This window comes from Sinosporangium album (genome assembly GCF_900100605.1).
GTDB lineage: Bacteria > Actinomycetota > Actinomycetes > Streptosporangiales > Streptosporangiaceae > Sinosporangium > Sinosporangium album.
Window position 1 is genome coordinate 1 of the sequence record NZ_FNCN01000092.1, and the last position, 1,336, is coordinate 1,336.

General features: G+C 66.1%; 1 protein-coding gene. It reads right to left on the reverse strand.

Annotated elements, in window-relative coordinates; all coding sequences use genetic code 11:
- Nucleotides 1–1,336 (reverse strand): Ig-like domain-containing domain (locus BLQ73_RS30755; protein ID WP_176955802.1); only part of this gene is annotated, 1,336 nt, incomplete at both ends.

Here is a 1,336-nt window from a genome sequence, read left to right on the forward strand (position 1 = left end):
CGCAGCACCACGTCGTGCCGGAACCCGGTCGGCAGTACGGTGACCACGAGATCTGCGCCCTTGCCGGCGGCGTCGGCGTAGGTCGCCACATTCTTCTTGACGGTGGGCTTGGGCAGTGGTGTCGGCCAGCGCAAAGCGTAGGACCGTCCGTCAGCGGTCATCGTGACGAAAGGGGCGGTGCCCCCGGGGGAGACCTCCACAGCCGTGCCCTCGGCGAGGGCTTTGGGGCGGAGCTTTCCGCTCTGCTCGGCCAGGGTGGTGTTGATCGGCACCCAACGGCTGTCCTGCCTGGTCCGCACCGGACCGGCCGCGACCTCGGTCTTGAATGTCTTTCCGTCCGGCTGGGCGTGAGTGATGCTGGCCGCGGTCGTCTCGTCGGAGATCTCGACGGCTTTGCCCTCGCGAACCGCTTTTCGGGAAGCGGTCGCCCGCGCCTGCGTGGGCGTATTCGAGATCGCGTTTCCGGTCTTGCCGGAAATCCACGCCGCCGTGTCGTTCAAAGTCGCGTGACGATCATTGTTTGACGAGTCGGCAGCCGTACGACCATCTCCCTCGTCAAACCTCCAGTGGGCGGCCGCCTGGTCAACCGTTCGGAAAGACCACGAGTACGGCTCCATCGTGTTTTCCACGGCGTCCATCGCCCAGGCGACTTCCACCGAGTACGTGGTTCCCGGGCCCCATGGCTGGTCCGGAGTGAACGTCACGACAGTGCCCTCGTTGCTGAAGTCTAGGGAACCCGGGACAGCAGTGCCGCCTGCCGCACGTACTGTGACCTCCGCACCGCCAACTGGCTCGGTGAACGTCACCCGTGCTACTGCGTCGAGCGGGACCTCGATTGCATCAGCGGCGGGCTCGTGGGTCAGCACGCGCGGATCGAGGACGTCTTCTCCGTCAGAGCCGCCGGTGTCGTCCGGCTCCGGAACACTCGCGTCGTCCGGGCTGAGCTTGTCAGTGCCGACCGTGTCTGCCATCCCATTGCGGTTCGCGATGGTGGCATCAAGTACGTCATCGGGCACACCGATCGATAGAAGCTCCTCCGCCGTCGTCCCCGCACGTGTCGACATCGCGACCGCCTGGTCGTAGTCAGGAAGGGTTTGCAGGGGTTCCGGTACTGCGATGACGACCCTCTCCTGATGAGGCGGCTCCGGAAGTGCGACGTCCACGGTGAGGATGGGCGGGTGGAGCGTTCCCTTGCAGCTTTCGAGCGGCGTCGTGGTGCAGCCGCCGGCGTCCTCGGAGCGGTAGCGTCGCCAGTTCCGCAAGTCGGATTCGCTACCCGCGGTGAGCTGGATGCCGTAGTTGGGGGCACCGTCGACCCACGCCTGGACGATCCCGT